Source organism: Brucella sp. TWI559 (assembly GCF_039674265.1).
Lineage (GTDB): Bacteria > Pseudomonadota > Alphaproteobacteria > Rhizobiales > Rhizobiaceae > Brucella > Brucella chromiisoli.
Genome location: NZ_JBDJNE010000023.1, coordinates 1 through 23,119 on the forward strand (window position 1 = coordinate 1; position 23,119 = coordinate 23,119).

Sequence of the window (23,119 nt, forward strand, 5' to 3'; positions counted from 1 at the left end):
GTGTCAAGCACGCTGCCATCAGCATTGTAGATCGTCGCTGTCCCACCCGGCTCCCCGGTGATCGTCAGCGTCACACCGTCAGAGCCGACTGTAACCGTTGGTGCATCCGGAGCTTCATTGTCACCATCTCCATCTCCATCTCCATCTCCATCTCCATCGCCATCCCCACCGCCTGTGCCCGGATCCACAGTGTCTTTATTGCCACCACCCGAAGAACTTGCAGCGACAGCACCAATAGCTCCCAAACCGGCTAGGCCAAGCAAAATTGGGGCGAAACTGTCTTTGCCTCCAGCAAGTTGATCGACTCCCTGAATTTCCGAGAAGTTAAAATCCGCCAGCCCATCGCTATGATTCCCAGCCCAGAGCTGACCGTCTTCATCTTGCAGGACAAGGTCATTGTCTTGGCCGTTGCTGTAATGTGTGTAATAATTAACGATGCGAATTGTGTCACCGTTATTCAATCTAATGAGGAGATCATCCCCAATTCTTTGGTATTCGGAAATAGACTTTGGATTTAACGAAATTTTGACAACGCTGGGTGCTGAAAGAATAATATCATTTCCAGCTACTGTTCGCGAACTACCACTCGCCTTATTCGTAACAACTGCAACCATGACGCTCTCCTCAATTCGCTAATAGCTTCGAGGGCAAAACAGCAAGTTCAGGCCGTTATAAATAAAGATCACTGACACATTATAGTTCTACAAAAATCCTAAGTTCCTATTCATATCACGTAATATTCTCTACAAAAAAGTCAGCAATCTTCATTCCAAAACAAATGCTGAGCCGATCCCTCCAAGACGATACCCTACACAAAACTTATTTATTACCGGCGTTTTGTATATGCAGATAACGACTAGGTTTGTCTGATAGTTACAACACCTCTAATTAAGTTAGCCTAGATTTATTATGATCGACGCCTTTTTTTCCTAAAGGATGCCGGACTTGTTCCAGTAATACGCCCAAAAAAGCGCGTTAGATGAACTTGATCTGCAAATCCACAATCATGCGCTATCTCGGCAATCGGCATATGCGTGTCTATCAACAGCTCTTTAGCCCGCTCAACTCTTCGTCTGATAATATACTGATGAAGCGTCACGCTTGTGGCTCGTTTGAACAGTCTGGCAAACTGCGCTGCACCAATACCAGCCGCCTCAGCCAAGCGTTCAATACCAATCCGCCGATGTAGGTTTTGATCAATTAAGTTAAACGTCTTTTGAAGGACGTGGACTGACAAACCAACGTCAGTGTTCAATTCTCTGGTTGTGTTTGTTGAGTATTTAGATACAAGGCGAGCGACAATTACACGTGCAATATACTGAACTTCAATCGCTGAAAACCGACCCCCGATGTGTATTAAATCTTTGAGAGAGCTAATTGTCTGCTCAAGCAATTCGTCGAATATACATAGGCTGTGATCGAGCCGTAGGAGGCTACTACCGGCCGATGAAAACTCTATAATAATGTCACTGAAAAGCTTTTTTGATACATAAATATTTATAAATTCGACTGGGTCCTTGATATCAACTGCGACACCACAATCTGGAGGCAGGATAATTATTGCACCAGGCTGAAGTAATGTTTCGGTTTCCAATCCATCTACGTTCCACGTGCCTCGTGCATGCCCCTTAAGAACCATTGAAACAAGAAGCGAATCAACAGCGTCAAACGAAGCACTGAATGGCTGCACTTTCACGGTAAAAATATGCAGATTATCCCATCCATTCCCAGAACTTGTCTTTGTAATTTCAATAGCGTCGACGGAATTTATATTATGAAATGAAACCAAATTTTCTAACGAATTTAGCATACATCCCCCCATATTATGCATACATTATAATTATATAATTTAATAATATTAATGAAAAATCAAATACATTCTTTTGACCCATCAAATCATTCATTTATATTTAGTTAATTAAATAATGGATGCAAGATTCACATTTTAATCCTCTCGCTCTGGTACTGGCGCGGTTGGATTCTGCCTATTTGAGTAGACTTTTGGTCATTAGGGAGGAGAGTTATGGCAGCCTTACATATTGATGTTGATTACTACTAAGAACTGATGGGCAGGGGTACGGAAGAAAACTGGACCTGTTGCAAACTCTTCATCAAGGATGGCTGTGATATATTTTTGACTTTTAAGCAGCTGAGTATTTTAGATATTCAAAGGCCGCCATTTTGATAAATCCGTTATCCTTCTGTGTGTTCGGTGGTACCTTGCTTATAATCTAAGCCTTCGCAATCTGAAGGAAATGATGGCGGAACGCGTATCGATCTGGATTATTCCACGGTGCATCGTTGGGTCATTTGCTTCAGCCCCAAACTGCTTAAACATTTTAATCGGAAGAAGCGTCAGGTTACACGCAAATGGAACCTTGATGAGACTTACAGTGCGCCTCGCCCTCTGTTTAGGATGGGGACTCAATTACGCCCATGCGATGATTGTAGAAACAAGAGCAATTGCGGCGAGATAGTTTATTGCGAGGCGATCATATCTCGTTGCAATGCATCGCCAGTTTTTGAGCCCGCAGAAAAGCCGTTCGATGACATTTCTACGCTTGTATGCGTTATAATCTAAAGGATAGGGTTTCTTTCGTGCTAGCGAAGAGGGAATGACAGCCTTGATGCGGCATTATTAATGCTAGTCTCGAAGACTATCAGCGTCATATGCCTTGTCAGCTAACAGACGCCCGCTAGGGCGAGCGACCTCTAATAATGGAATTACCATTTTTATGCCGGCAATGTTTCCCGGTGTTAAGCTGAACGCGACCGGTCTGCCGCAATCATCGGCCAAGCAATGGATTTTGCTTGTTCTTCCACCGCGCGACGTGCCAATCGCTTGCGTCCACGCCCCCCTTTTGAGCCTTGTGCCGAACGGTGCGCTTTGACGTGTGTGCTATCTATGGAAAGCTCCTGTGGAACCGGACCCCGGGCTGCCATCGTCTCAAATATACGATGCCAAATACGCCGTTGTGCCCAGCGGTGATATTGGTTGTAGACGGTTTTTGCAGGACCATATTCGGCCGGAACATCACGCCAGCGACAACCGACCTTGAGAACATGCAAGATACCAGAAATGACACGCCGATCATCGACACGTCGAGCTCCGGGTTGGTTCTTTGGTAAATGTGGGTTCGATTGCATTCCATGCAGCATCTGAAAGCCAGAAAAGATCGCTCGTAATAAGCCTCCCTATTGTCAAAACCTAAAAATCAATAAAAACACTCAATAAAGACAATTGTTTGATCAGGTCCCCATCCGAGCTTTGTAAGTTCAGTAAACTGGAGGGAATGTCCATGCACCAACGTCGCTTAAGTGCTTCATAAAGCTTGCAGTGAATCTGCACCATAACTCCACAAAGGCTTGATATCGACATGCTGCAGCGATGGCGCGTCTCTCTGAGAGGGCCAATACGAACGATCAATCTCAATAAGCAAGGTTGCTCCTCCCGAGTCGGCCGAGAGCTTTCATTCTAGGGAAATCGAATGACTGATAAAACTTCAGTAATTGTTTTTTTTCCTCCGGTTGTGGACTTGGTAGATGATAAGTTTTTCATCAAAGCGGAAGACATCGATGGTAAGCTTTGGGAGCTAGTTGGCCCGATATCTGATGATAAGGTCGCGATGTGGATTCGTGCAGCTCTCACCGCAATGGAAGATGGTTGGGGTTATCTTTCCGCTTTAAGAAATACGCTCTCTGGTACGTGTGGTGAGAGAGATTAAAAAAGCGACTTAGATCGCAATAGCACTTCTTTGGTATCGGACGATTGGCGGACTAGATATAGTGGGCCGCATCCAATCATTGGCAAACTGCTAACTTTTCCAGTCCTTAGGCACATACGAGTAATGCCCGTCGAATTGATTTGACGTCAGATTGGCTTGCACGGAGTGTCTGTTACATGAACGCAAAGAGGAACATTGTGCTCATACGCAATTTTTCGATCGTCTGCATTATATTGTTTTTGTTCGCCTTTTTAATGGCGTATCTTGTTAATACGACGCAAGAAACACATCTGCAATTGCCAGACGCTTCCTTCCACTACGCTCGTTAAATTATTGCGTTTTGCTGTGGTTCTTAACCCGCATTCGCTTGAGGCTTCGTAGTAAGGGGCGTTGTCTTCTTCGTATATCACTGCTTACGAGAAAATTTTCTGCAAGCAATAGCACAGCCTCCACGCGATCTGCACATTCCCTCAATATTATCTGAACGCAGCGGCGCGACAAGCGGGTAATAGATGCAATCTGGACCACATAATGTCTCACCGCCGCTTCTCCATTTTCGCTATCGTTGCAGGCGGATGTTTCATCGCTGCCATGCTTGCTTTGCAAGGTCGGAGCAGTTCAGCTCCGGAAGCCGAGGTTGCCTCATCAGCCGTCCCAGTGCGCGCCGAAACTGTTAAAGTCGGTCGCGAACGCGTTCTTCTTACGGATGAACTGCCGGGGCGAGTTGCGGCTTTTAAGAAAGTTGAAATCAGGCCGCAAGTCAGTGGGATCATTAAAAAGAAAGTTGTTGAGGCCGGCTCCCGTGTCAGCGCTGGTCAGATCCTTTTCGAGATTGAACCCGCTTTATTTTTGGCGGATCTGGAAACTGCACGGGCCGCATTGACGCGTGCAGAAAGTGCGCTGGAGCATGCTCGGTCGGGTTTTCAGCGCGCTGAAGCTTTGCTCGCGAGTAAAGCGGCAAGTCTCAAAAATTATGAAGACGCGCGCAATAATCTGACGACGGCGCAGGCAAATCTGGCCGAGGCACGTGCTGTTTTTCACCGTCGTCAGCTTGATCTTGACTTCGCCACCATAAGATCGCCGATTGATGGCTACGTCGGGCGAACCGTAGCGGACGAAGGCTCTCTCGCATCAATTTCGGGGCAGACCGAACTCGCAGTCGTTCAGCAGCTGGAACGTGTTTATGTGGATTTACGCCTGCCTGCGACAAAACTCGATGCCGTGCAATTTGCGGCAGAAGAGAAAATAGGCCAGATTGAGATACTACGTGCCGATGGCAAGCCATATTCCTATCCGGCGAAGCTGGTGCTTTCAGATGTTACGGTTGACACCGTGACGGGCAATGCAACGATCCGAGTGCTCGTTGAGAATCCTGAATTGCAGCTTTTGCCTGGCATGTTTGTTCGTGCCCAAGTGCCAAGCGGATTGCTGTCCGATGTAATACTTGTTCCTGAATATGCTCTCGTTCGGACAGGAGGAGACGACGCCAGTCTCATGGTCGTTGATCCCGACGGGCGCGCAAAAAGGCGCAAAATAACGCTTGGAGAGGCCATCGGTCGCCGTGTGGTGGTCAAGTCAGGGCTTCAACCGGGTGAAACCATCGTAATTCGCGGTCAGGACCGTTTGCAGGATGGGATGCTCGTAAACGCCGATCACTCACCAAACGCGACGACTGTGAAAGACAAGATTTAAAGGCCAGATCACCATGCCACAATTCTTCATCAATCGCCCGGTTTTTGCCTGGGTGATTGCCATATTCATTGCATTGGCTGGTGTTGTTGCGATCCCACAACTGCCGGTTTCACGTTATCCTGTTATCGCACCGCCGAGTATCAGTATTTTCACAACATATACTGGAGCTTCTGTTCAAACGGTCAATGATAGTGTGGTTGCTCCTATCGAAAAGGAACTCTCAAGCGTCAAAAACGTTTTATATTATGAATCGACTGTCGACTCGACAGGTGCTGCGAATATCACGGTGACGTTCAAACCTGGAACGGACCCCGAACTCGCTCAAGTGGATGTTCAAAACAGGTTGAAAAATGCCGAGCCTCGTCTTCCAGAAGTCGTTCGCCGTAACGGAATAAATGTGGAAGCGTCAGAGTCGGGCTTCCTTATGGTCATTGCGCTCAAGTCGCGCAGCGGTGAGACAGACGAGCTGAGCCTTGGTGACTATCTGACGCGTAACATCGCCGAGGAGCTCAAACGCGTTCCCGGCGTTGGACGTACCCAACAATTTGGTTCCGAACGTGCAATGCGTGTTTGGGTTAACCCGACGAAACTGGCTGCCTATAACCTGAGCATGTCCGACGTGACGAGCGCGATTGCCCGCGAAAACGCTCAAGTTTCGCCGGGCAGGGTCGGGGATGAACCGACCGTTCCGGGGACCAAAGTTTCAACGCCACTGATTGTGCATGGACAGTTGAACTCACCCGAGGCGTTTGCAGCAATACCTTTGAAAACCCAGACAGATGGCGCGCGGCTGCTGTTGTCCGATGTTGCACGTGTGGAACTTGGCGCACAGACTTTTGCCTTCAGCGTCAGCAGTAACAGCAAGCCTGCTGCTGCAGCGGCGATACAAATGTCGCCGGGTGCCAATGCCGTCAGCACTGCGGCGGCGATCGAAAAGCGGTTAGGTGAACTGCAGGCTACAATGCCGAGTGATCTCTCAGTCTCAATTTCCTACAATACCGCCCCCTTCGTGAAAGTGTCGATTTTGAAGGTGGTGCAGACACTTGTAGAGGCGATGGTTCTGGTGTTCCTCGTGATACTGCTGTTTCTGCAGAAGTTGCGGTACACATTGATCCCAACAATTGTCGCGCCGATCGCGCTGCTTGGCACATTCGCGGTGATGCTGGTTGCCGGTTACACGATCAATGTTTTGACCATGTTTGGCATGGTTTTGGCAATCGGTATCATTGTTGACGACGCGATTGTCGTCGTTGAAAACGTAGAACGGATCATGGCAAGGGAGGGGCTCTCGCCGAAGGAGGCCACTCGCAAAGCTATGCGCGAAATTTCGGGCGCTATCGTCGGGATCACATTGGTTTTGGTCGCCGTCTTTATCCCTATGGGATTGTCCGATGGTTCTGTGGGAGCAATCTACCGCCAATTCACAATGTCGATGGCAGTGTCGATCCTGTTTTCAGCCTTCCTCGCACTTACCCTTACGCCTGCTTTGTGCGCCACTATCCTCAAACCTGTCGGCCCCCACGCAGAAGTGCGTTTCTTTTCGTGGTTTAATACCAAGTTTGACCGTTTAAGTGCACGCTATACCGGCGCTATCGGCTGGATTTTACGGCGTGGTGTTCGGATATTGTTGGTTTACATTTTGCTCTTGGGAGTACTGGGCGTTGGTTACTCTCAACTGCCGACGTCGTTCGTGCCTGAAGAAGATCAGGGAAATTTCATGGCAATGTTCGAGCTGCCGGCTGGTGCCACAGCAGAGCGCACGCGGGAGATTATTGCAAAATATGAAAAACACACGGCATCGCGTGCAGATATTACGGAGAGCATCGTTATTCAAGGTTTCGGATTTTCCGGCTCTGGTCCGAATGCTGCTCAGGCGTTTACCAGTCTTAAGGATTGGAGTGATCGTAAGACAACGGTAAACGACGAGATCGCGGCGGCGCAAGCGGCGATGGCGGATATTCCGGAGGGAACTGCGATGATAATGAAACCACCGGCCATTGAATCGCTGGGAACAACATCTGGTTTCTCCCTTCGCTTGGAGGATCGGGGTAATGCCGGGCCAACAGCACTGAAAGCGGCCGAGAGCGAGTTGATAAGGCTCGCCTCCAAGAGCAAATTGCTCACGGGCGTGATGACGGATGGGCTTCCAGATGGGCAGAGTATTGCGTTGAATATTGATCGCCAGAAGGCGCTGGCTCTTGGTGTTTCTTTTTCAACCGTGAGCGACATGATTTCGACAGCAATCGGGTCAACTTATGTCAACGATTTTCCGAAAGACGGCCGCCTTCAACAGGTAGTCGTGCAAGCCGATGCACAGCATCGTATGCATATTGATGATGTGCTTCGCCTTGAAGTGCGCAATATTGATGGCGCAATGGTTCCCCTGTCGGAGTTTGTCCAGCCTGTCTGGCAAACGACGCCGCTTCAATTGGCGCGCTATAACGGCTACCCTGCTGCTCGTCTTTCAGGTTCCGCTGCGCCGGGCGTTTCGAGTGGAGTGGCAATGTCCGAGATGGAGCGATTGGCAAAACAGTTACCGTCAGGATTTGCGGTTGCGTGGACGGGGCAATCGTTACAGGAAAGACAATCCGCAACCCAGACGCCAATTCTTTTAGCCGCATCGATGCTCGTGGTATTTCTGGTCTTGGCCGCACTTTACGAAAGCTGGACAATCCCGCTGGCCGTTATGTTGGTTGTGCCGCTTGGCGTGCTCGGGGCTGTGCTGGCTGTGCTGGCGCGGGGCATGGAAAATGATGTGTTTTTCAAGGTTGGCGTCATTACGATAATCGGACTTTCTGCAAAGAACGCCATTTTGTTGATTGAATATGCTCGCCATCTGCGCAACGAGGGGCAAAGCCTCAACAGAGCAGTGCTTAAGGCATCACGATTGAGATTCCGGCCAATTCTGATGACTTCACTGGCCTTTATCTTGGGGGTCGTGCCACTCATGATCGCGCGCGGGGCCGGTTCTGAAATTCAGAATGCAATAGGAACAGGGGTTTTTGGAGGAATGTTATCCGCAACCGTCCTGGCTGTTTTCTTTGTACCCTTGTTATATGTAACAATCAGCCGACTAATCAGAGTAAGAAAATAACACCCGTCCGCCGAACTCAATCGGTGCCTTAAATAAACACCCGTCGAAAACGTTTCAGAGATGGTAGATAGCCATGAACAATGCTTTAATTCTTATTGTTGAGGATGAGCCCGAAATTGCTGAAATCATCGAGACGTATCTGTCTCGCGAGGGGTTTCGTGTTGTCACGGCAGGTGACGGAACTGTCGGGTTAGGGCATCATCTTCGTCTTCGCCCTGATCTCGTGGTCCTCGATATTAAATTGCCGGGACAGGACGGCTATGAGGTTTTGGCTGCAATCCGCCGCCGCGGCAATACGCCAGTCATTATGGTGACCGCTTTGGCCGAAGACTTGGATAAGCTGCAAGCTTTACGTATCGGAGCCGATGACTATGTTGTTAAGCCTTTTAATCCGCTTGAGGTCGTAGCGCGTGTGAAAGCCGTTCTGCGAAGAAGTATGGGCGTGCCGACTGAACGTTTGTTGCGCGTGGGACCGGTAACCGTGGACTTACAGGCGTATCGTGTCACGGTTGAAAGGGACACAGGTCCTCTCACGCTTGAGTTAACAAAGACAGAGTTCCGTATTCTATCCCATATGGCTGCGAGTCTGGGGAAGGTTTTTGAGCGCTCGGAGTTGGTTGATGCGTGTCTGCCCGAAGGTGAAGCGCTCGACCGGACTGTGGATAGCCATGTGAGCAATTTACGCCGCAAGTTAGCTGCCGTCGGAGCTGATGGATTGCTTACTGGAGTGCGCGGCGTTGGATACCGCTTGGACAATACAAATGGGTAAAAACTTAAACTCATTGATTGTGCGTGCGATGATAATGCTTACGCTGTTGGCGTTCGCTGTGGTTTACTTCGGGCTGACGGCTTACTTTTTTTTCATTTATGAATGGCTTTATCCCGATTTCACCAATGATGACGTGCTTCGGACGGGCGATATCATAACTCTGGGTCTTCTCTTAGGAGTGGGTATATCGACAGCTTCAGTGCTTGGGTGGGTTCTTGCAAAGCGGATTGTCGACCCGTTGAAGTCGGTTGCGAATGCGGCGCGCAAGATTGCAAATGGTGACTTCTCTGCACGCGCTAGTTTACGACACGAAAACTTCGGCGAGGCAAGGGATTTGGTTAATGACTTCAACCAAATGGCGGAGCGATTGCAGCGTGCTGAGGCTGAGTTGCAATATTCCAATTCAGCGATCGCGCATGAGTTGCGAACACCGCTGACGATACTTCGCGGCCGCCTGCAAGGTCTGCTGGATGGAGCCTTTTCACCCAGTAGTGAATCCTATGCACGCCTTATCGGGCATGTCGACGACCTGTCGGCAATTGTCGAGGAATTGCGCACACTCGCACTCGGTAACGCTGGCAAACTTGACCTGCAGTGCACCCAATTTGACTTAGCGACAGAGGCTGAGAGCGTTCTTGCATCGCTGGAAGATCAGTTCGAAAAATCTGGGATCAAAACGGTGTCCGCGCTTGGCCATGCAGTTACAGTCGCTGACCGTTGGCGTGTGCGGCAGGCTTTCATAGCCTTGCTTGAGAATTGTTGCCGTTACGCACCGCAAAGCACCGTGTCCGTCGAGACCGGCGTCGCAGGCGAACACGTTTTTTTCCGCTGTAGCGATACGGGGCCAGGCCTCTCCGAGGAAAGCCGATTACGGGCTTTCGAACGCTTCTGGCGCGCTGACGATTCGAGGGGACGGGGCAGGGGCGGATCCGGTCTCGGCCTATCAATTGTGAAAGCGATTGCACAGGCGCATGGAGGGGACGCCCGTATTCTCCCCCTTAAAAACTCCGGCTTTGGGATCGAAATCCGCATTCCGATCCGAGAAACCACGGCTTCGAATTGAGAGAACCAATGTCTCCAACGCCTCAAAACCCAGACGATTATGATAGTCTTGCCGCGCAGCACGTCTCATTGCGGCGTGTGTTAGCACTCTTCAGGCCTTACCGGAAAAGGATCGCGACTGTTATTGTGCTGATGTTGATCGCATCGGCAACCGGATTGGCAGGGCCTTTTCTTTTGCGTGCGATTATCGATGACGCATTGCCCCGAAATGACCTCAAACTGTTGAGCTTGCTTGTGGCAGGTATGATCCTTGTCGCGCTCGTGTCAGCCATAATCGGCGCATGGCAGGTGGTTCTAAGTTCACGTATCGGACAGGCTGTTCTGCATGACCTGAGGGTGAGATTATACGCCCATCTCCAGAATCTTTCACTTCGGTTTTTCACGGGCACCCGCGTAGGGGAGGTGCAGTCCAGAATTGCAAATGACGTTGACGGCCTTCAATCGCTTGTCAGTGATACGGCTAATGAGCTCGGGCGCTCGCTCAGTTCTGTCATTATGACGTCTATCGCCATTATTATTCTCGACTGGCGATTGGCGCTCCTCGTACTGCTTATCGTGCCAGGAACACTTATTATCAGCGGCCGTGTTGCCCGGGCACGCGAGGCTATCACCTTTCAGCAACAGGGCCGCGCCGCCGATTTGTCGGTTGCCGTGCAAGAAACACTTTCTGCCTCCGGTATCATCCTCGCTCGCACAATGGGCCGTGCCGCGCATTTAAATCAGCGATTTAACCGCATCTCAGGTGATCTCGCGCAACTTGAGGTGAGATCGCGCACGGCTGGTGAGTGGCAGTGGTCGCTGATCGGCTTCGCTCTTGCTGTTTTACCGGCATTCACTTTGCTTGCAGGAGGCGTGTTGATGCAAACACAGAACCCGGCAACCATAGGGACACTTGTGGCTATGATCGCTCTTCAAGAGCAATTGCTTTGGCCATTTGAACAATTACTCGAAATCGGCCGTGATGCGCGCAAGACACGGGCATTATTCGCGCGCATATTTGAGTATTTAGACAAGCCAGTGGAAATCACCGAGCGAGCAAATGCGAAAACTATTCCTCGGTCTGCGATGAAGGGAGAGGTGGAGCTGGACCATGTCAGCTTTAATTATGGCGAGGAGGGCCGTTCTGCTTTGCACGACGTCAGTCTTACCATTAAAGCGGGCAGCAATGTCGCGATTGTGGGACAAACCGGTTCCGGAAAGACGACACTTGGCTACCTTTTGGCGCGGCTTTATGACGTCGATAGCGGCGCCATCCGATTTGACGGCGTTGATTTGCGTGACCTCAGCTTCCAGTCTCTATCAGAAATGCTGGGGGTTGTTTCTCAAGAGCCCTATCTTCTGCACGCTACAGTCGCAGAAAACTTGCGTTTCGCGAAACCTGAAGCAACCGATGAGGAACTTTATGCTGCGGCTAAGACCGCCCAGATCCATGACCATATCATCGGTTTACCCGATGGTTACGACACAATCGTAGGGGAAGATGGCTATCGCTTTTCGGGTGGTGAAAAGCAACGTCTGGTTTTAGCCAGAACCATTCTCCGAAATCCTCCGGTGCTCTTGCTCGATGAGGCGACGAGTGCCCTTGATACGCGTACCGAACGTGCAATGTCATCGGCTTTGGCACGCATGTCGAAGGGCCGCACGACGATAACCATTGCTCATCGATTGTCCACTATACGCCATGCCGATGTTATTGTGGTTATGCACGCAGGACGGATCGTAGAACAAGGTAACCATGACGCGCTTGTGGCTCTCAACGGAGCTTATGCAGAACTGTTGCGAAATTCATAATTAAAATAGGCCTTCTTTCCATCGAGTACTGACGACTTTAATTTGCGCTGCAATAAAGCCAGCGCAAATTAAAGTCATGCTTTCTGTCATTGAGTTGGAAATTTTCTTGCCAGATTGGCAGATTTTAAGACGCTGATCGAACGGGATCCAACAAGGCTCCCTACGTTGGGGCGGCGCGAACTGAGTGAACTTGCATGGTTCCATTCTGTCGCAGATAAAATTCCTGACATCCAACTATTCTCCAATCTTCGTCGACGCAATCTCGATCAAAGCTTGTTAGCTCTGATAAAAATATTTGAGATTTGTAAAGGAAGAGGCGAAGAAACGGTTATATTTTAAAGCGCATCCGAAAAATTTCCGATGTTTTCGGTCGGTATAACATATATAATTGTAATATTATAAAAATACATCATTAAAATGATGTAAATAAATAAATTTGACTAAATACTGTGATGCAATATTAACACACAATATATTATAGCAATAATTATCAATAAATAGTAAGTTGAGTTTATTTAGCGAATCTTACAGTTAAGCGTTGTCTTACAAAAATGGAGATTAAAATTGAAAGCTAGAATAATCCTTTTCTCATCTGTAGCTTCGCTTGTATCTGTTACATCTACATACGCTGCAGACTATATTGTTTCACCTGAGCCTGAATCAGTCCAGTATGTCCGGGTCTGCGACGCATATGGTGCCGGTTACTTCTATATCCCCGGCACAGAAACTTGCCTGCGTATTCACGGCTATGTTCGCGCTGACCTGAAGGGCGGCGACAATGTATATGGACGCACGCGCCACAACGTTCCAGGCTTTACGAACAACAGTCGCGATACCTACAACTTTTTGAGCCGCTTCACCTTGCGTTTTTCGACGGCCTCAGAAACCGAACTCGGCACCTTGCGTACCTATGCCGAAACTCGCTTTCAGTATGAAAATGGCGCAGATTCAAGCTCGTCGGGCTCGTTGCGGTTTGGCTACATTCAGCTTGGCGGTCTGCGTGTTGGCCTTGATGAATCGGCGTTTACAACTTTCACCGGCTATGCTGGAAGCGTGATAAACGACGATGTTATCATGTTTGGCGGATATCGCACAAACGCGATCAGCTACACTTTCACGGGTGGCAATGGCTTCTCAGCTATTGTCGCTTTGGAGCAAGGTGGCAATGGTGACATAGATGCGGGCAAATATACGTTAAACGGTCGCAGCCATACGATAGACGGACGGATCGACAATTACACGCCGCACGTTGTTGCAGGCCTTCGTTACGAACAAGGTTGGGGCGCACTTTCGACTGTAGCGGCGTATGATTCAAAAAATGAGAAATGGGCAGGAAAGGTTCGTCTTGACGTGAACGTCACTGATCAACTGTCTTTGTGGGTGATGGGTGGCTATAAGTCAAATAAAGACCGTTATCTTGCGACAGAACTGAATTCTGATGGTTCGTTCTATCGCGGAATCCGTCTTCGTGACAGCTTCTACGGCACTTGGGGCGGAGACTGGGCAGTTTGGGGCGGCGCTAAGTTCAAGGCTACTGACAAGGCTCACTTCAATGTGCAGCTGGCCTATGAAGATGCGAAGACACTCGCTGCTACTGCAAATGTAGCTTATGAAATGGTGCCTGGGTTCACTGTCACACCTGAAGTTTCTTACACCAAATGGAATGACAAGCTTTCGGACCTCAAGGGAAAATCAGCCTGGCAAGGCATGGTGCGCTTTCAGCGTTCGTTCTGATCTGAAATTGTCGTGAAGAAAAAGTTGACCTCCAGTCCTTAGACTTGCGACAGGAGCGGCAGCAAAATGCTGCCGCTCTACTTTTATCAGCAACAGGCGGTTAGCATTTAATGAAAATAAGCTCGGCTGAAACATCGGCCTTCGCGACTAGATCAAGGATTATTCCCCTTCATCCTGTTCTGATGTTCTGTCTCGTTTTTCCTAACGAATGAATTGGCGCCAAACGACGATATGTGAACGTTCGTTAAGTCTCTTAACGCACGCTCTGTATATAAACAGGCGCTCCATGATTTCTCGATAATATCTCAACTTTATCTTGCTGAACATGGTGTTGAAGGGCGCTGAGCGCTCGCCAGCATTCCCGCCAGATAAGCGCCTTTCCAGTTTAAGAAGCTGATTAACGTAGAAAAAGCGCATTATGAACTCACGACCAAAAACAAATTGGCGGATAAGTGTTAATAGTATCACACTAAGTTTTCTCGTCACTTTATATCTTATTGTCTTTCACAATAATGCATTCTGGATTCGCTCTTCCGAATTGCTTTCTACATACAACATTTTAGCTCTATTCACATTCTTATTCTGTCTGATATTTGCGCTATGTGTCGCGTTCTCCGCGAAGTACATTACTAAGCCGATATTTATTTTTTTGATTATAACTTCGGCGTCAGCGTCTTGGTTCGGCGACAGATTTGGTACAATTATCGATGTCGAAATGCTGCAGAGTATTGCTGATACTACTCCGGCCGAAGCTGGACATCTAATAAGCTTTGGTTTTCTTGTTCATCTCGCGCTTTTTGGCTTGCTGCCCGCTCTTCTCGTGGCTTCGGTCAAAATTAAGCATCGACCAATAGCGGCCAAGATCAGGCAAAACTCTGTCTATATTTTCGGGGCTTTGTTGACGGCAGTTGCTGTATTTCTAAGTCAGGCTGGCACATTCACATCTTTGGGGCGTGAGCATCGTGACTGGATCGCCAAGCTTAATCCTGTAATGCCAATTGGAAATGCTGTTAAGCTTGCCTTGCGGGTTAGCAAGAGCAAAAATATTGTCGTTCAACCGATCGGATTGGATGCCAGGGTCACCCAAAATCAATCTGAATCACGCAAACCCCGGCTTGTCGTCGTTGTGGCAGGCGAAACAGCGCGAGCAGAGTCTTTTTCATTAAACGGTTACAGCAGAAACACAAATGCAGAATTAGAGAGAGAAAACATCTTTTATTTCTCAAAAACATCGAGTTGTGGGACGATCACTGCAGTTTCCCTTCCATGTATGTTTTCTTCATACACCCGTTCTGATTATTCCCATCAAAAAGGACTTGAGACGGAGAACCTCCTTGACGTCTTGGTTCACGCAGGCATTCAAGTGGATTGGTGGGAAAATAATACCGGACATAAGGGTGTTGCAGACCGAACCGGAAGTCAGTCAATGTCACATTCTGAATATCCGGGGTACTGCAAAAATGGAGAGTGCCAGGATGGCATTTTCTTGGAGAAAATAGATGAGTACCTCAATAATGTTAAGCAGGATGCCGTACTGGTTTTACATCAATTAGGTAGCCATGGGCCTGCGTATTATTTGCGATATCCAGAGGAGTATCGCCGCTTCACACCTGACTGCCGGACCTCCGATTTTTCGAAGTGTACAAAGCAAGAAATTGTCAATTCTTACGATAACACAATTGCATATACAGACCATATTCTCGCATCACTGATACAGAAGCTTCGTCCTCACCAAGAGGCACTCGAGACGTCTTTGGTTTATATGTCGGATCACGGTGAGTCACTTGGAGAGTTTGGCATTTATCTTCATGGGGCCCCTTACTTTATGGCGCCCTCGCAACAAACACATGTGCCTTATCTGCTCTGGCTGGGGGACAACACGCTCTCTGGCAAGCAGGATGCGTGTATTCAACATGAAACAAAAAAGTCTCAAAGCCACGACAACCTTTTTCATACCGTTCTGGGACTAATGCATGTAGAAACGGACGTGTATCTACCCGATCTGGATACCCTCTCATCATGCCGGAGTAATAAGTCGTAATGGAACAGTTTATTCCATCAAAGAAAAAAGGTGTTGGGCACCTCTTCGCTGCCACCACTTACTCTCTTGGCGGTGCCCGCCGTCTCTTTAAAGAAGAGGCGGCACGGCATGAGATGGTGGGCTTCATATTAGTTTCTATATTGTTCTTTCTAGCAGGCGTAAGTATTCAAAAGCATATTGCTTTTTTTGTTTTATTCCTGATTTTGATTGCGCTGGAGGCAATCAATACAGCTATAGAGGAAATTGTTGACGTCGTCTCGCCCACTTATTCGACTGCTGCACGCAATGCTAAGGATTTGGGTTCTTTCGCCGTTTTTTGCATGATTGTTGTCAATGTTATCTATGTCTGCCATGTATTTACAACGTGCTGGCTCTAATTGCTATCAAAGATAGAATTGGCAAATACTTTCTGAGGCAACGGCGCGCCACAACGCCTCAGTTGAACGACATTTTCGAGTAACGACAGCTGTCACGAAACACCGTAACAGGTCTGCCTTCCAACATTTGATCTATGATTAGCCGCTCTGGCAAGCGAGGGTCAGCACCAATTCGAAATACAGTGTCGCTGATTTTGACAAGCTCCATATCACAATCAGGGCCTTCAACCCCACCAGGTGATATCAACCAAAGTCTGCCCTCACGTATGACAATTCGAAAGGTTGGGCACCATGGGGAATAACTACGGTAGCGACCCGTTAAACCTATATAATCATTCTTTCGCGTTGCGGGGGGCATTTTATTTGGCAAACTGCCTACGAGCGCATACACGCGGGGACCAAAAAGCCATTTTGACTTCCCACTGCCATCAAAAACCAAATGAAAGTGCTCCATTTGCGGATGATCGGTCATCATGCGGGTACCCCAGCTGCGCCATATTTTGCCAGTTATTCCATTGGCTCGCAGATAAAGCCGCTGACTTTCTTCAAATATCTGTATTTCGGCAGGACCTGCATCGTGGCTTTCGCAAGATTGAAAGTAGCCGATCATACGAGGATCGTAACCAGAACAATCAGTACCAAATGCTAAATCCAATCGGGCGGCAGGCATCGCCTTAGATATCAAACTAGCATGTGTATGACGGGCAAGAGCTTCTCCGACTGCATAGCAACCATTGGCATTGGTTAGAACGCAAATACCCAAACCGGCTGTTTGATCAACTAAAAGAAAGGATGAGTGACCGATCATGCCGCCGCCATGCGTAAAGCAAGCATGGGTGCCCACTGTTTCCACATTGATACCATATCCGTATCTGCTTTGAGTGACTGGTAAACTGCCGAAACCCTCAATATTGCCCTCACCCTCATGGGTAAGGTCAGTCGTTGCACGTCGCAATGCAGCTGTCGAAATGGCCTGTTTTCCGTCGATTTGGCCGTTATTCAAGAGCGCTGTTATAAGCCGGGCCATGTCTCCGCTGGAAGCGGCAATACTTCCATCACCTCCTTCGGCTTCTATCCATGGGGCGGATGCGAGCGCAAGGCCGGGTCGCCAGGGAATATCATCACGTGCTGGCTGACCGCCAGTTGCAACATACCCGCGAGTAGCGCTTTCAAGCCTTGCGAAGGAATCTGTCATACCAAGAGGGGATAAAAGCGTCGCCTGTGCGTGGTCGGTGGCGTGTCTGCCTGTCAATCGGCTAATGATCAGTCCAAGAATGTTGTAGCCGAGATTGGAATAGTGAAAAAATGTTCCTGGTTGGCTGGCGGTTTGACTGTCACGTAAACTCCAGCACTGAGCCAGCTCGTCTGGCGGATCATCGGCGCCTTTTACCAGTCCAGCGGTGTGATGAAGCAAGTGGCGCAAAGACGGCTCAGGATAGTCAGAGCCGATTTTCAGCCAAGGCAAAATGTCTGAAGCTGGTCGATCTGGATCGCAAACGCCTTTCTCGACCAGATCGGCGATCATCAGCCCAGTAAAAAATTTACTGATAGAGCCAATTAGAAAGGGAGTGCGAGACGAAATTTCTTTGTGATCGAAATCTTGGCCAAAGGGCAGGTGATGGGTAACGCCCTCTTTGGTAACAATGCCTAGGATGCCACCAGTGAAAGGCCATTGACCGGGAAGGTCGGCATAGGTTTTGGCGAGTGTGGCGGGAATATCGAGGCTGGTCATGATACCTCGTTACAAAGGAATTGCGTGAGCGCGCGAAGCGGCGCACCGGTCGCGCCTTCAGGCCACGGACCTGTCTCGCGCAACAGCCACGCAGTTGAGCCGTTGTCGATATGCGCCCATTCTATCTCGCCGACAAATTGCGATAGATAACAAGCGGCAATCTGGCCGCTATCCGGTTCTCCTGCTGCTATATTGCTACGATCTGCGATGCGTGAGCGTAAGAGCGTACCACGCTCTTTGCGCAGGGGAAGACGCCAGCCGGGATCGCTCGTATTTTCACCGGCAATGGTCAGCTCAGCCGCAAGATTTGTGGAGTTTGACCACATGCCCCAGAATTCAGGACCAACACCGCCACCATCGCTAAGCGTACCGACATCTATCATAGTGCGAACATTCTGTCGGGCAAGCCAGCTTAATGCGTCGGCCAGCAAGAGCCGTCCTTCGCTGTCTGTATCCAAGACCTCGGTTGTGGTGTTGTCTGGGTGGCGAACTTTGTCACCGGGACGTAAGGCTCGACCAGACGGCATATTTTCTGCCAAAGGAAGAACAGCGATAACATCCTGCGATTGTTTCAGTTCTACCGATGCAAACAGTGCCCCGGCGACTGCGACTGCCCCTGCCATATCGCTTTTCATGTAGCCGATTTCTTGCGGATCCCGCTTAAGATTGAGGCCTCCGGTATCAAACGTAACACCTTTGCCAGCAAGCCCCAGCGATCTGTCACCTGATCCATGCCGTAAGACAACAATGCGAGGTCCCGCTTCCGCCCCGCGCCCGACTGCAAGCGTTGCGCCAAAACCCTCGGCTTCCATGCGTGTCTCGTCCCAAATCTCGGCATTGATGCCAAGAGTGGCTGCTTGGCTCGTAATTTCCTCGGCAAGTGCCTCCGGTCCCAAGTCTGCTGCTGGCCGTTCGACCATCTCGCGAGCCCAATTTGTCCAGCGTGCAACCACAAGTCCGGATTGTCCGGCTTGCATATGGATGGACTGCGTGAGGTGCTTTGCTACAATGACGCGCAACGTTTGATTAGAAGGCTTTTTCGGCTTGAAGCCACCAAGCGCTATTCCTTCGCAAAGGGCACCGATGTCCTTGGGGTCGATTGTTATGGAGGTGCGTAGATCAATCGCTATGAATGGCGTATCCGCTGCTAACCTGCCAAGGCGTATGCCGCAGTTACGATAGTCATGGCTATGGCTGGAAGGGTCCAAACCCAGTGCAAACAGGCGGTGTCCTCTGCCGTCGGGATGAACGATCCAAGCAGTTTCTACATGCCCTCGTTCTGGTGCCTTGTCCCCAAAATTCTCAGAGACGGTCCCATAAGGGACCGCCTGGAAACTATCGGAAAGGACGAGAGTGTCGTCGGCTGTTTCTAAAACAAGATGCACGGCAAACCTATTTTTTATGAGCGTTCAGAAGTGTGTCGACCGACAGATTATTGACAGAGCCGACAAGCGGGGAGGGGACAAAACCCGTCCAGTTCTGGCTATGGGCTTCCAACGTCTGCGGATAGACCAGAGCGATATAAGGCCGTTCCCGATATACCAGTTCCTGCATCTGATTGACGATTTTTGCGCGTTCTGTGCGATCGGCGATCTGCGCCTGCTGCATATAAAGCTTATCATATTCCGGATTGCAGTACCCGCTATCGTTATTGTTGCCGCGTTGAGCACATGTCAGGACGCTGAGGATGAAATCCGGGTCCAGCGGTGGTACCCAGAGCCACATCGCGATATCATAATCGCCATAATCCTTGTCTTCTCCCATTATCGCGTGATTGGCGGCATCAGCGTCCATTTTCCGTTGAGAAAGACGAATGCCAATTTGTTCAAACCCGGATTGGATAATCTTGAAGGTCCTGTCGCCGGCCCCTGCTATTTCGGTCGGGAAAATGACGTCATATTCCATCCGCTTGCCGTCGGCTAAGCGGATGCCGTCAGGGCCGCGTACGTAGCCGGCTTCATCAAGTATCGAATTCGCTTTTTCCACATCGTAACCTACAGATTTAAGGCTGTCATCATGCCACCCCGTGGCTGGCGCGATGATGGAGGTGCCGGGTGTAGCGTAGCCAAGCCAGACTTGTTTGATAATTGCGTCACGATCTATGGCAAGTTCGAGCGCTTCGCGCACTTTTGGGTTCAAAAGCTCGCGGTGCGCTTTCTTCTGCGGGTTAGTGTTGATGATCATATTGTGAAAGCCAGTACTTGGCGCAGATTCAATTGCCATTCCCGCGGCTTTCAATGCGTCAATTGCGGTCGGTGATATCGTCTGTCCAACCATATCCAGTTGACCGGACGTTAAGGCCGAAATCATCGCATCGCTATTGGCGAAAATCTGCAAGCCAAATCCTTCGATTTTTGGTTTGGTCGCGCCCCACCATTTGGGATTTGCTTTGAATAGCGCTAACTGGTTTTTCTTATATCCAGACAAAACGAATGGACCGCCTGAAACCCACGGGGCAGCATTTTCAAAGCTATCGATTTCAGAGCCGTCTTCGCCTGCGATTTTTGACCAAACATGAGCGGGCAGAATGGGAACGGCCTGCATCTTGACCGGCACATCGCCAGCTGGTCCATCATAGGTTAATACAACAGTATTATCGTCGGTCGCCTCAGCAGATTTCAAATGGCTGAGCCAGCCGGCGAATTTTCCTGTCGTGCTGTCCTTATATTTTCGGATCATATCGTAGGTGAAAGCAGCGTCTTTTGCTGTCAGGGGCGTGCCGTCCGACCATTTCGCGTCCTTGCGCGTATGGAAAGTCCAGACGGTGCCGCTGTGGGAGGACGACCAGTCCGTCGCAAAATAAGGAACAATTTTTAGATCGGCATCGTAGATCGTCAGAAAAGGATATCCATATTGATATGCGATGCTACTGTAGTCGGAACTTGCGACAAAGGGATTGAGGGAGTCGATGGGTTGGCTGATACCGATGCGTAGCACGTCGGCGAAAGCGGGCTGGGTAATAGCCCAGCTTGCAGTGGCACATAAGGCGATTGCTGCCGCTCGCACATGGTTTTTCATTTTACCCGGTTTGCGGGTTCTTGACCGAAAAGCTCCTGATTTCATTGTTCCCTCTTATTGTTTGCATTATGACCAGTATAACGATCATGCGAGATTGCACATCCTGGAATGCCGCATATCACCTTGCATACAGGCTACTCCTGCTTGACTTGTACTTATTATTCTTATTATGATGAGTACGAAAGTCAAGAGAGCATCAGGAGGTGGGGTTGCTCAGCCTTACATATTTTCTCAAGCGATTATTCGCTGCTGCTGTAACCATACTTGTTGCGGTTACGCTTAACTTCCTGCTGTTTCGGGTTCTGCCGGGCAATGCTGTTACACATATTTCGCGCATTCCGAATGCTTCCGCTGAAATGCGCCGTGCACTTGAGGTAAAGTTCGGCTTGGATAAGCCGATATGGGAGCAGTTTCTTATTTATCTGCGTGAAATGGCGCATGGAAATCTTGGTATTTCCTATGCTAATCGCCAACCGGTTTTTGATAATCTATTGGAAGCTTTTTCGAATACGATCCCGATGGTTGCTACAGGGACTGTGCTCGCGCTGATACTTGGTCTCATTGTGGGGACTGTTGCCGCCACTCGTCGTAACGGACCCGCAGACCACATTCTGACTGGCTCAGCTGTGCTTGCTTACGCGTTTCCCACCCAGTTTCTGGGGCTGATGATGCTCATTTTTGGCGCAGGTTACCTACCTGCCGCAGGCATGAGTGATCCGTTTTTGTTAGCAGACGGATGGTGGGAGGTAATGCGCGATCGTATGTGGCACATGGTGTTGCCTGTCTCGACACTGGTTCTCACACTTTACGCTGAAAATGCACTTATTACGCGCTCGGCAATGCTTGAAACGCTTGGTGAGGATTACATTCTGACTGCGCGCGCAAAAGGTGTGCCGCGTCGCCGCATCATTTTCCGCCATGCTCTGCGGAATGCACTTTTGCCGATTGTGACCATGTCTGCGCTATCACTTGGGTCCATCGTTTCAGGGGCAATCCTTGTCGAAGTAATTTTCTCATGGCCGGGCATTGGGCGTACTCTTTACGAAGCGGTTCTCAATCGCGATTATCCGATGCTGCAAGGTGGTTTTCTTGCAATTACTGTGGTTGTGACTTTGCTCAACCTTGCAGCAGATTTGTTGCATTTCTCTCTTGATCCGCGCGTTAGAGCTTAATGAAGGTGATGAATATGACCAAAGGTCGTCTCACGGGATTGGTGCATTCCCTTCTGGAAAACCCCGGTCTGCTGATAGGGATTCTGATCCTTGCAAGCTTTGCGATAATTACTCTCGCTGCACCATGGATTATACCCTATTCGATTACGGAGCCCAGTTGCGCTGTTTTTGAGGCGCCTTCACTATCACATTGGTTTGGTTGCGACGACGGAGGGATCGACGTGCTCAGCCTTACGATTTATGGTGGCCGCATATCAATCATGGTTGGAATTACAGCGAGCCTGATCGCTATTTTTGTGGGTGCGGCGGTTGGTGTTCTCTCCGGTTATTTTGACGGTCCGATCGATACAGTTTTGATGGGAATTACCGATTATCTCCTGGTCATTCCGCAGATTGTGTTGATGATTGTCGTGGCATCTGTCTGGAGCCCATCCATTGATCACGTTGTTCTTGTAATTGGGCTTTTAATGTGGACGTCGGTTGCCAGGCTTATCCGTTCTCAGGTGAAGTCGATGCGGCAACGTGTCTTTGTCCGTCGCGCCGAGGCAAATGGTGCGGGACATGTCCACATTATTTTGCGCCATATTCTGCCCCAAATAGGTCCTTTGTTGGCAGCAAATTGGGTGCTGGCTATCACGGTAGCAATTTTTAATGAGACTGCGCTCGCCTTCCTTGGATTATCTGATTCAAACGCCGTGACATGGGGCACGATTATGGAACATGCGTTTAATAGATCGGCTGTGAGTGCGGGTGCGTGGTGGGCAATAGTTCCTGCAGGCATAGCGGTCGCACTACTGGTGATTGGCTGTTATCTCGTCGGGCGCTCAATCGAAGACCGTCTCAATCCACGCCTTGCGGTTTCTTATCTTTCAATGCGCAGTTGGCGGCTACGGCCTACAAAGGAGCTCTAAT

The 23,119-nt window shown here is 49.4% G+C and carries 16 protein-coding genes and 2 pseudogenes; 12 read left to right on the forward strand and 6 right to left on the reverse strand.

The window, feature by feature from the left end; all coding sequences use genetic code 11:
• Both ABE530_RS17650 and ABE530_RS17655 read right to left on the reverse strand, forming a co-directional pair.
• A partial coding sequence (locus ABE530_RS17650) for a BapA/Bap/LapF family prefix-like domain-containing protein (RefSeq protein WP_499695408.1) occupies positions 1-614 on the reverse strand: 614 nt, incomplete at its 3' end.
• Positions 615-907: 293 nt separating this feature from the next.
• Positions 908-1,810: a helix-turn-helix domain-containing protein gene (locus tag ABE530_RS17655; protein WP_499695409.1), complete on the reverse strand. Its 903-nt coding sequence runs from the start codon at positions 1,808-1,810 to the stop codon at positions 908-910.
• Positions 1,811-2,162: 352 nt separating this feature from the next.
• On the opposite strand from ABE530_RS17655, the pseudogene ABE530_RS17660 reads away from it, so the two are divergent.
• Positions 2,163-2,392: pseudogene (locus ABE530_RS17660) on the forward strand (IS6 family transposase); the annotation flags it as partial.
• Between the two features lie 36 nt (positions 2,393-2,428).
• On the opposite strand, the pseudogene ABE530_RS17665 reads toward ABE530_RS17660, so the two are convergent.
• Positions 2,429-3,187 (reverse strand): annotated as a pseudogene (locus ABE530_RS17665) (IS5 family transposase).
• 301 nt (positions 3,188-3,488) lie between these two features.
• Between ABE530_RS17665 and ABE530_RS17670 the strand changes: the two are divergent.
• The 9 genes from ABE530_RS17670 (at position 3,489) to ABE530_RS17710 (ending at position 16,285) form a co-directional block, all read left to right on the forward strand.
• A complete protein-coding gene (locus ABE530_RS17670; RefSeq protein WP_499695410.1) occupies positions 3,489-3,725 on the forward strand; it encodes a hypothetical protein in 237 nt (78 codons plus the stop codon).
• Positions 3,726-4,256: 531 nt separating this feature from the next.
• The gene (locus ABE530_RS17675; protein WP_499695411.1) at positions 4,257-5,417 is read left to right on the forward strand and encodes an efflux RND transporter periplasmic adaptor subunit; all 1,161 of its coding nucleotides are present in this window, start codon (positions 4,257-4,259) and stop codon (positions 5,415-5,417) included.
• Between the two features lie 13 nt (positions 5,418-5,430).
• The gene (locus tag ABE530_RS17680) at positions 5,431-8,511 is read left to right on the forward strand and encodes a multidrug efflux RND transporter permease subunit (RefSeq protein ID WP_499695412.1); all 3,081 of its coding nucleotides are present in this window, start codon (positions 5,431-5,433) and stop codon (positions 8,509-8,511) included.
• A gap of 73 nt (positions 8,512-8,584) precedes the next feature.
• On the forward strand, positions 8,585-9,280 hold the full coding sequence (locus tag ABE530_RS17685) for a response regulator (protein WP_499695413.1): 696 nt from the start codon (positions 8,585-8,587) through the stop codon (positions 9,278-9,280).
• Positions 9,249-10,343 (forward strand): ATP-binding protein, encoded by a 1,095-nt coding sequence (locus tag ABE530_RS17690; RefSeq protein WP_499695414.1) that lies wholly within the window; start codon positions 9,249-9,251, stop codon positions 10,341-10,343. The genes ABE530_RS17685 and ABE530_RS17690 overlap by 32 nt, the downstream gene beginning before the upstream one ends.
• A gap of 8 nt (positions 10,344-10,351) precedes the next feature.
• On the forward strand, positions 10,352-12,133 hold the full coding sequence (locus ABE530_RS17695; protein ID WP_499695415.1) for an ABC transporter ATP-binding protein: 1,782 nt from the start codon (positions 10,352-10,354) through the stop codon (positions 12,131-12,133).
• A 564-nt stretch (positions 12,134-12,697) separates the two neighbouring features.
• Positions 12,698-13,867, forward strand: coding sequence for a porin (locus ABE530_RS17700; RefSeq protein ID WP_499695416.1), 1,170 nt, complete (start codon positions 12,698-12,700; stop codon positions 13,865-13,867).
• 418 nt (positions 13,868-14,285) lie between these two features.
• The gene (locus ABE530_RS17705; protein WP_499695417.1) at positions 14,286-15,908 is read left to right on the forward strand and encodes a phosphoethanolamine transferase; all 1,623 of its coding nucleotides are present in this window, start codon (positions 14,286-14,288) and stop codon (positions 15,906-15,908) included.
• Positions 15,908-16,285 carry a diacylglycerol kinase gene (locus ABE530_RS17710; protein ID WP_499695418.1) on the forward strand — a complete coding sequence of 126 codons (378 nt, stop codon included), beginning with the start codon at positions 15,908-15,910 and terminating at the stop codon, positions 16,283-16,285. Before ABE530_RS17705 ends, ABE530_RS17710 begins: the two co-directional genes overlap by 1 nt.
• A 58-nt stretch (positions 16,286-16,343) precedes the next feature.
• Here ABE530_RS17710 and ABE530_RS17715 read toward each other — a convergent pair whose 3' ends face one another.
• The 3 genes from ABE530_RS17715 to ABE530_RS17725 are packed head-to-tail and all read right to left on the reverse strand — an operon-like array spanning position 16,344 to position 21,080.
• Complete coding sequence (locus ABE530_RS17715; RefSeq protein WP_499695419.1) at positions 16,344-18,017, reverse strand: serine hydrolase domain-containing protein; 1,674 nt, start codon at positions 18,015-18,017, stop codon at positions 16,344-16,346.
• Positions 18,014-19,402, reverse strand: a complete 1,389-nt coding sequence (locus tag ABE530_RS17720; protein ID WP_499695420.1) for a leucyl aminopeptidase family protein — start codon at positions 19,400-19,402, stop codon at positions 18,014-18,016. The genes ABE530_RS17715 and ABE530_RS17720 overlap by 4 nt, the downstream gene beginning before the upstream one ends.
• Positions 19,403-19,409: 7 nt before the next feature.
• Complete coding sequence (locus ABE530_RS17725; RefSeq protein WP_499695421.1) at positions 19,410-21,080, reverse strand: ABC transporter substrate-binding protein; 1,671 nt, start codon at positions 21,078-21,080, stop codon at positions 19,410-19,412.
• A gap of 164 nt (positions 21,081-21,244) precedes the next feature.
• Between ABE530_RS17725 and ABE530_RS17730 the strand changes: the two genes are divergently transcribed.
• On the forward strand, positions 21,245-22,207 hold the full coding sequence (locus ABE530_RS17730; RefSeq protein ID WP_499695422.1) for an ABC transporter permease: 963 nt from the start codon (positions 21,245-21,247) through the stop codon (positions 22,205-22,207).
• 14 nt (positions 22,208-22,221) lie between these two features.
• Positions 22,222-23,118, forward strand: coding sequence for an ABC transporter permease (locus tag ABE530_RS17735; RefSeq protein ID WP_499695423.1), 897 nt, complete (start codon positions 22,222-22,224; stop codon positions 23,116-23,118).
• Position 23,119: the final 1 nt, after the last annotated feature.